Source organism: Cecembia sp., assembly GCF_007126775.1.
Classification (GTDB): Bacteria; Bacteroidota; Bacteroidia; order Cytophagales; family Cyclobacteriaceae; genus Cecembia.
Genome location: NZ_SLAP01000037.1, coordinates 1 through 8263 on the forward strand (window position 1 = coordinate 1; position 8263 = coordinate 8263).

General features: G+C 43.1%; 6 protein-coding genes and 1 pseudogene. 6 read left to right on the forward strand and 1 reads right to left on the reverse strand.

Annotation, left to right across the window (positions count from 1 at the left end):
• Nucleotides 1-393: 393 nt before the first annotated feature.
• The 5 genes from QZT73_RS02730 to QZT73_RS02750 all read left to right on the forward strand — a co-directional run bounded on the left by QZT73_RS02730 (nt 394) and on the right by QZT73_RS02750 (nt 6302).
• Nucleotides 394-1908: a zinc-binding dehydrogenase gene (locus QZT73_RS02730; RefSeq protein WP_291786490.1), complete on the forward strand. Its 1515-nt coding sequence runs from the start codon at nt 394-396 to the stop codon at nt 1906-1908.
• A gap of 35 nt (nt 1909-1943) precedes the next feature.
• Entirely contained in the window at nt 1944-3038 is a 1095-nt protein-coding gene (locus QZT73_RS02735; protein WP_291785027.1) for a glycoside hydrolase family 130 protein, read from the forward strand.
• Between the two features lie 88 nt (nt 3039-3126).
• Nucleotides 3127-3867 carry a 3-oxoacyl-ACP reductase FabG gene (gene fabG, locus QZT73_RS02740; protein ID WP_291786491.1) on the forward strand — a complete coding sequence of 247 codons (741 nt, stop codon included), beginning with the start codon at nt 3127-3129 and terminating at the stop codon, nt 3865-3867.
• Nucleotides 3868-3990: 123 nt separating this feature from the next.
• The gene (locus QZT73_RS02745) at nt 3991-5697 is read left to right on the forward strand and encodes a GMC family oxidoreductase (RefSeq protein WP_291785030.1); all 1707 of its coding nucleotides are present in this window, start codon (nt 3991-3993) and stop codon (nt 5695-5697) included.
• Between the two features lie 11 nt (nt 5698-5708).
• Entirely contained in the window at nt 5709-6302 is a 594-nt protein-coding gene (locus tag QZT73_RS02750) for a gluconate 2-dehydrogenase subunit 3 family protein (protein ID WP_291785032.1), read from the forward strand.
• Between the two features lie 116 nt (nt 6303-6418).
• Here the strand turns inward: QZT73_RS02750 and QZT73_RS02755 are convergent, their stop codons facing one another.
• Nucleotides 6419-7510 (reverse strand): glycoside hydrolase family 18 protein, encoded by a 1092-nt coding sequence (locus QZT73_RS02755; RefSeq protein ID WP_291785034.1) that lies wholly within the window; start codon nt 7508-7510, stop codon nt 6419-6421.
• Between the two features lie 454 nt (nt 7511-7964).
• On the opposite strand from QZT73_RS02755, the pseudogene QZT73_RS02760 reads away from it, so the two are divergent.
• Nucleotides 7965-8263: pseudogene (locus tag QZT73_RS02760) on the forward strand (sorbosone dehydrogenase); the annotation flags it as partial.

Consider the following 8263-nt stretch of genomic DNA (forward strand, 5'->3'; position numbering starts at 1 on the left):
ATAGCGGTATAGGTTGTCTTAATTAATTTTTTTGAGGCCTGAATTTTTTATTGAACGTGTTCCAACAAGGGCATAATCTTGATGATTTAATTTTATGAAACCACTCTTCTGGACAAACTACTGGTAAAATGTAATGCATTAGTTCATTAAATTTTACTAAAATTTTTATTTGCAATAAAAATCGATAATTTCATGTTTTATACATTCTTTAGAATTATATATAACGATTTTAGTAATTAATAAAATTTTTTAAACATTGTTTAAACTTTTCACAAAGTTCAATGTTGCTTTAATTTCTACAGACGATTTGATATTTCAGCTCTCCCGGCAATTTCTAGACCTTATTGCAGGTTTACTCCTAATAATTTTTTAATTTTCTGAAAACCTTGATCCATGAAAGCCATTCTTTGTACCCAATACGGAGGTCCTGAACTCCTGAATCATACAGAAATCAAAGATCCTGAGATTGGGGAAACAGAGGTGCTCATCGAGGTGGCGGCCTGTGCCGTCAATTTTCCTGATGTACTGATCATTCAGAACAAATACCAGTTTAAGCCCGAACTCCCTTTCTCCCCCGGTGGTGAAGTGGCCGGGCTGATTACATCGGTAGGGTCTGGGGTGAAGCATCTTCAGTCAGGGCAACGCGTTTTAGCCCTCTGTGGTTGGGGAGGATTTGCAGAAAAAGTGAAAGTATCCGCTGATCGGGTATTTCCTATTCCCTCATTTATGGATGACATCACTGCTGCTTCCACCTTATACACCTTTGGAACAGCTTATCATGCCCTGAAAGACCGCGCAGCACTCAAAACAGGAGAAACTCTCTTGGTGCTAGGAGCCTCTGGAGGGGTGGGGTTAGCGGCTGTAGAACTTGGAAAAGTTATGGGCGCCAAGGTAATCGCGGCGGCCTCCACTGCAGAAAAGTTGGCCATATGCCAACGAAAAGGCGCTCAACACCTGATCAACTACGAAACGGAAGATATCAAAGAGAAAGTGAAGGAACTCACTGCTGGCAAAGGCGTAGATGTAATCCTGGATGTAGTGGGAGATAAATATGCCGAACCAGGCCTAAGGAGTATGGCCTGGAAAGGGCGCTATTTGGTGGTGGGTTTTGCTGGAGGGGAGATCCCTAGGTTACCCTTCAATCTGGCTTTGCTGAAAGGCTGCGCGGTGATGGGTGTGTTTTGGGGCAGGTTTGCTTCCGAACAACCTAAACAAAGTCAACAAAACCTGATGGAGTTGGTGGGCATGATCCAAGCGGGAAAAATCAAGCAGCACATCTATAAAACCTACAGTCTGGAAGAAACGCCTCAGGCCCTTAAGGACATGATGGAAAGGAAAGTGGTGGGGAAAGCGGTAGTGGTTGTGAAGGAGAGGCGAGAGACGAGAGACGAGAAATTAGAAAGTGGGATTTCGGAGGGCGGTGGTCGGAAAGTGGAAGGTGAAAGTGGAAAAGTGGTATTTAGGTCGGTGGAGGATTTGAAGGCGTTTGTGGGGAAGAGTTTGGGAACAAGTTCCTGGACTAAGGTTAGTCAGGAAGTGATCCAAAAATTTGCAGAGACCACAGAGGATTTCCAGTGGATCCATGTAGATACTGAAAAAGCCAAGGCCCTGATACCTGGAGGAAAAAACCTGGCCCATGGGTATCTGACCTTGTCTTTGGCCCCAAAGCTCCTATATGAAATTTTGCCCTTGGAAGGGGTGCAAATGGCCTTGAATTATGGGGTCAACAAAGTACGTTTTCCGGCTCCGGTTTTTTCAGGTGATCAGGTAAGGCTGAAAGCCCGCTTGACCAATTTAGAAGAAAGCCCGGATGGCAGCCTCAAGTTGTATATTGAGGCAGAAATGGAATCGGATGCCAGTAACAAGCCCGTATGTGTGGCCGAAATGATCTCTATGGTGAGATTTTGATACTTTCTTAAAAGCAATCAAAAGAGAAAATCCAAATGAATAAAATCCTGACTGCCCTACTTTTTATTCTTAGTCTGCCATCTTTAGCCCAACATAAACCTTGGATGATGGGGCCTTTTGAAAGGCCAAAGGATGCAAAACCTATCATTTCTCCAACGGATCAAACTTCCTGGGAGGACCCCATGAGTGGAAGAACCGTCTTTTGGGAGTCGATGGCTACCTTCAATCCGGCGGCCATTGTCAAGGATGAAAAAATCCATGTGCTGTATCGTGCCGAAGAAAAACTGGGCGAAAAGGAGATCGGAGGGCATACCTCCCGCTTGGGTTTGGCCATTTCGGAAGATGGGAAAACCTATCAGCGGTTGAGCGAACCCATATTTTTCCCTGATCAAGACAGCCAAAAAGAGTTTGAGTGGACGGGAGGAACTGAAGATCCAAGGATTGTGGAAACTGCTGATGGCTTATATGTACTGACCTACACCCAATGGAACAGAGAATATCCAAGGTTGGCAGTAGCCACCTCCCGAGACCTGAAGAACTGGGAAAAACATGGCCCCATATTCAAAGGTTTTGAAGAAGGGAAATACCACAACCAAGAAACCAAATCAGGGGCAATTTTGACTGAACTTAAAGAGGGGAAGTTGGTGGCAGCCCGATTACATGGCAAATATTGGATGTATTTTGGCGTGCCACATATCTGGCTGGCCAGTTCGGATGATCTCATCCACTGGAAACCCATAGAAACCATCGATGGGAATCTTGCTCCCGTACTGAGTCCCCGACCAGGATATTTTGACTCTTGGCTGGTTGAAGCAGGGCCTCCACCATTATTGACAGATGATGGAATAGTGGTGTTATATAATGCAGGGAATCAGCAACATATCGGAGTAAAAGATTTAGGAAACCGGCTTTATACCGCAGGACAGGCCCTTTTCAGCAAAGAGGAACCCTGGAAATTACTTGACCGGACAGATCAGCCTTTTCTAAAACCAGAACTTCAATTTGAAAAATCAGGTCAATATGTGGATGGTACAACATTCGTGGAAGGATTGGTTTTTTTCGAAAACCAATGGTATTTGTATTATGGTACTGCCGATTCCATGGTAGGAGTCGTGACTTGGAGACCATAGTTTTTGGTGCCATTTTGCAAATTAAATTACATGCAAGGAAGTGTTACTTATTGATAACTCAACAGCAATAAACCCAAAATAATCCTTTATGCGTCTACAAAACAAAATCGCCATCATCACGGGTGGAGCCAACGGAATAGGAGAAGCAACCGTCCGCCTTTTTGCCAAGCAAGAAGCCAAAATCAGCCTTTGGGATATGTCTGAAAAAGGCAGAGAATTGGCAGACGAGCTAACAGAAAAAGGTCATCAGGTGGAATTCAGAAAACTCTCCATTGCAGACCGCGAAGCAGTCTTTCAAGCTGTAAAGGATATTAAAGAAAAATTTGGCAGAATAGATATTCTTATCAATAATGCTGGCATAACCCGTGACAAAACTTTAGCCAAAATGTCATTAGAGGATTGGAATGCAGTCATAGACGTCAATCAGACAGGGGTGTTCAACTGCACCCAAGCTGTTGCGGAAGTAATGAAAGAAAATCGGTATGGCAGAATCGTCACTGCGGCTTCCAATGTAGGTTTGAGGGGAAATTTTGGACAAACCAATTATGTTGCCACCAAATCAGCAGTGATCGGCATGACAAAAGTTTGGGCCATGGAATTGGGTAAATATGGGATTACCTGTAATAGTGTCGCTCCTGGTTTTATTGAAACGGAGATGACTAACGCCATTCCTGATCAAGTCAAACAGCAGATGCTACCATTGATTCCAATTGGATTTTGGGGTGAGCCGCTGGACATTGCCTATGGTTACCTGTACCTTGCATCCGATGAAGCGCGCTTTGTAAATGGTACTTGCCTTGTCATTGATGGAGGAGCGGCTAGGGAATAAATACGTCCTATTTTTGGCAATTCTTTTACTTTCATCCCTCCATCCTTTTCCCCTTTTTTTGGAAAAGGTTTTTTGCTACATTATAGGTTCAAAAATCAATTAACCTATTCTAACCCAATATCAATGAGTAACCTCAATATCAAAGCAGTGGCAGAAAACACCTATGATGCCATAGTGGTCGGTTCAGGCATTTCCGGTGGTTTTGCCGCAAAGGAACTTTGCCAAAAAGGACTTAAAACGCTGGTGCTTGAGCGCGGCAGATTGGTCACCCACATTCAGGATTATCCTACCATGAACATGGATCCTTGGGATTTTGAAAACCGTGGAAAATTGACCCACACCGAAAGGGAAGATTATTACGTGCAAGCCAGGTCCGGTTTTGTTAATGAGGACAACAAGCATTTTTACCACAATGATAAAGCAGATCCCTATATTGAAACGCAGCAGTTTGACTGGATCCGTGCAGATGTGACTGGAGGAAGGTCACTCTTATGGGGAAGGCAATGTTATCGTTGGTCTGATCTGGATTTTGAAGCCAATGCCAAGGAAGGCTTTGGGATTGATTGGCCTATTCGCTATAAAGATATAGCTCCTTGGTACGATTATGCAGAGCGGTATGTGGGGGTTTCAGGAGAAAAAATGGGGCTTCCTCATTTGCCTGATGGGCAATTTTTGCCTCCCATGGAAATGAACTGTTTGGAAAAGCATGTGAAAAAAGAAATTGAATCCAAATTTCCCTTTCGCTACATGACCATTGGCAGGGTAGCCAATCTAACTGTGGAACACAATGGAAGAGGTGCCTGTCAATCAAGAAACCGATGCCATAGGGGCTGCCCTTATGGCGCCTATTTCAGCTCTGTTTCCGTTACTTTACCAGATGCCGCCAAGACTGGGAATCTTACTTTAAGACCCAATTCCGTGGTTCATTCGGTCATTTACGATAATCAAAGCGGAAAAGCTACTGGTGTCAGGGTAGTGGACCGGGAAAGCAAAGAAATGATGGAGTTTTATGCCAGGATAATTTTTCTGAATGCTTCTGCCCCTGCCACTGCTGCCATCATGCTCAATTCTACTTCGGACAGGTTTCCAAATGGTTTAGGAAATGACTCAGGTGAGTTGGGCCATAACATCATGGACCATCATTACCGTCTGGGAGCTACGGGGACTTTTGAGGGCATGGAGGATAAATATTATAAAGGGCGAAGGCCAAATGGTATTTATATCCCAAGATTCCGAAATATCAATGAGCAGACCAAGACCGATGCCTTTCTTAGAGGATACGGTTATCAAGGTAGTGCCTCACGCGCCAATTGGGGTAGAGGAGCTGGAAGTAAGGACTTTGGTGCGGATTTCAAAGATGGGCTGATGCAAGCTGGAGATTGGTCTTTCAGAATAGGTGGTTTTGGAGAAGTGTTGCCTTACCATGAAAACAGGATGTACCTACATGAATCAGAAAAAGATGAATGGGGCATTCCTAAGATGGTTTTTGATGCGGGATACAAAGAAAATGAACTTTTGATGCGCCCTTACATCATGTCTGATGCTGCAGAAATGTTGGAGGCTGCCGGTCTGAAAAATGTACAAACTTTTGATGGAGGAGGTGCACTGGGTATCGGTGTACATGAAATGGGTACTGCCAGAATGGGACACGACCCCAAGACAGCTGTCCTAAATGCTTACAATCAGGTTCATTCCGTGAAGAATGTATTTGTAACCGATGGAGCCTGCATGACCTCATCAGGTACCCAAAACCCATCCATTACTTACATGGCTTTGACTGCAAGGGCAGTGGATCATGCGATGAATGAAATGAACCGTGGAAATCTTTAAATCTTAGAACAATGAACAGAAGAGACGCCTTAAAAAGCAGCGCCATGATATTGGGATATGCGATTACCGGTTCAACGGTGACTGCCCTTATGCAATCCTGCGGTGCAGGAGACAAACTATCCTGGACGCCTCAATTATTAAGTCAGGAACAGGCAAGCATACTATCTGCCTTGGTGGACAGAATTCTTCCGCGTACGGAAACGCCGGGAGCACTGGATGTGGGTACTGACGAGTTTATCGATAAAATTTTGGTCTCCGCTTTTCCGGAAAAAATACAAAAAGGCTTTGCAGCAGGACTGGATGACTTCAATACGACAGCCAAATCCATGCAGGGGAAAGCCTTTGTCAAACTTGGAGATGACCAAAAAGACGAGGTCATCAGGGATTTTGAAGAAAAATCGGGACCTCTTCCTGGAGCACTTTGGGCCTATAATTTTGCCGATGGCAATGCATTTCCCTTTTATCGCATGATGAAGGAATTGACTTTATTGGGTTATTTTCATTCTGAGCAGATTGGAAAAGACGTATTGGCATACGATCCTATTCCAGGTCCCTTCAAAGGCTGTATTGATTATGGAGACGTAGGGAAAGTTTGGACAGAGTAAATCCGAATTGGGAAAGCGAAAATTTTGATTTCTTGTTTAAAAACCTTACTAATCAATTGATAACTTTCATCATTTAAGATTTGATATACAAAGTAGTAGCTGTTTTTAAGCAAATCCTATTTCTGGGCTTCTTTGTAAATAGCATCCAAAAGACCCCCTGTCTCCTTGGTATCATTACCTAATTCCCAAAACATAATTCCACCCAATTGCTTTTCTATGGCATAGCGGGTCTTCAATGCCACTGAAACGGTATCATCATAGGAAACCAATAAGCTATCTGCCGCATGATACATGAATGGTGCTTTGGCCTTTTCATCCCAATACCTGACAAAATTGATATCAGTTTCGTATTGATTTCGGATCTGATTGTAGGCCAACCAACCTATGTGGATATCCCCGCTCCGCTGATACAAGCCTTGGTTGGCAGGTGGAACACCTTTCCAAACCCTCCCATAAAATGCCGCTCCTATAACAATTTGGGCTGGATTTACGCCTTGGTACAATAGAAAGTCTACGATTTTTTCTGCGGATTCTGGATCATTGTCCTGGGCAGCATTGGCTGCATAGAGACTATCCAGATGGGCTTGGAAAGGAGTCCCTTCAATGTCCTTATTTTTTACATGACCTAAAGGGGTATGGTGTCCGGTGTAAATGGATTCCCCGGAAACCTGGTCATAGGTCATCACATTCATATAATCTGCATATTTCATGACTTCGTCCACTTCGATAAAATCATAATACCTTTTCCAACCTGCCGAGGCAAAACTAAGTACCTTAGGACTATCGAAAGCATCCAACATCTCTCTAAGTCCTTTCATCAAAGCAGTGAAATTCTCTGTATCCTCCGGTCTGGCCATGGTACCTGCTCCTGAAATTCCCGGGTATTCCCAGTCCATATCCATGCCATCCAATTGATATTCCTCAATGAATTCTTTAGCACTCTGAATAAATTTTGCACGACTATCTGCAGAGAGGGCCATGTCCGAAAAACCATCAGCACCCCAACCGCCACAGGCAATCATTACTTTCAAATTGGGGTTTCTTGACTTCTGTCTGACCAATGCCTCCAACTTCGGACCTGACACATCAGGATTTCCAAATTTCATCTCACCATCAATGACATGGGTAAATGAAAAAATAATATGGGTGAGTTTTTCAACAGGAATTAGCTCTGGCTGAAAATCTCTTTCTGGCACATAATATGCCATAATAACTGGTTTTGCTTGTTCAGTATCCGATTGTGAATCGCATCCTATCAAGAAAGGAAAATAAAGCAAAATGATAAGGAATACATATATTTTGGTAGACATGAGCGGAAGGTAGTTGTTTAAAATTTTAAAATAATTCAAAATACTTTTTAAAAAAAATTATAAAATTCCAGAAAAACAAAATATTTTTATCAATTGAGATACGCCAGTCCTTGCTTTGAAAAAATCAGGTGGTTTGGCCTAAGCACGCACCATACTTAAGCCATTTTAAGTCTGAAGTGTTTATTGCCATTTCATTCAGTACTTCACTATAAGATTAATACTAAAAAGTATCTGTTTCGCATACATGAGCCTCATAAAAAAAGTAGTCTTAAAATTTAGTTTTCTAATCTGTGTTTTATCGGCATGTCAAACATCAGAACGTTCTCCCTTTGATATTTCGCCCGCAGAATCAATGGATCCTAAGCGTCTCGAGGAACCTTTTCCATCGATCATCATTCCGGAGGGAGCAGATGTAGATTCAAAAATATGGAAAAGCATCGATTTAAGTCCTAAGGCTCCCATTGTTCCTGTTTCAGCAAATGAGCAACAGAAGACATTTGTGCTCAAACCGGGATACAAGATAGACCCTGTACTCTCCGAACCACAAATTCGGGAACCTGCTGCGATCCGGTTCGATGGAAATGGACGCATGTATGTGCTTGAACTACGGACTTATATGCAGGATTTGGATGCTACAGGGGAGTTATTGCC

Bases quoted from the DNA above. Each gene is read 5' to 3' on its own strand.
- QZT73_RS02730 (WP_291786490.1), top strand. From the start codon at position 394: ATGAAAGCCATTCTTTGTACCCAATACGGAGGTCCTGAACTCCTGAAT.
- QZT73_RS02745 (WP_291785030.1), top strand. From the start codon at position 3,991: ATGAGTAACCTCAATATCAAAGCAGTGGCAGAAAACACCTATGATGCC.
- QZT73_RS02750 (WP_291785032.1), top strand. From the start codon at position 5,709: ATGAACAGAAGAGACGCCTTAAAAAGCAGCGCCATGATATTGGGATAT.
- QZT73_RS02755 (WP_291785034.1), bottom strand. From the start codon at position 7,510: ATGGCATATTATGTGCCAGAAAGAGATTTTCAGCCAGAGCTAATTCCT.
- QZT73_RS02735 (WP_291785027.1), top strand. From the start codon at position 1,944: ATGAATAAAATCCTGACTGCCCTACTTTTTATTCTTAGTCTGCCATCT.
- fabG (WP_291786491.1), top strand. From the start codon at position 3,127: ATGCGTCTACAAAACAAAATCGCCATCATCACGGGTGGAGCCAACGGA.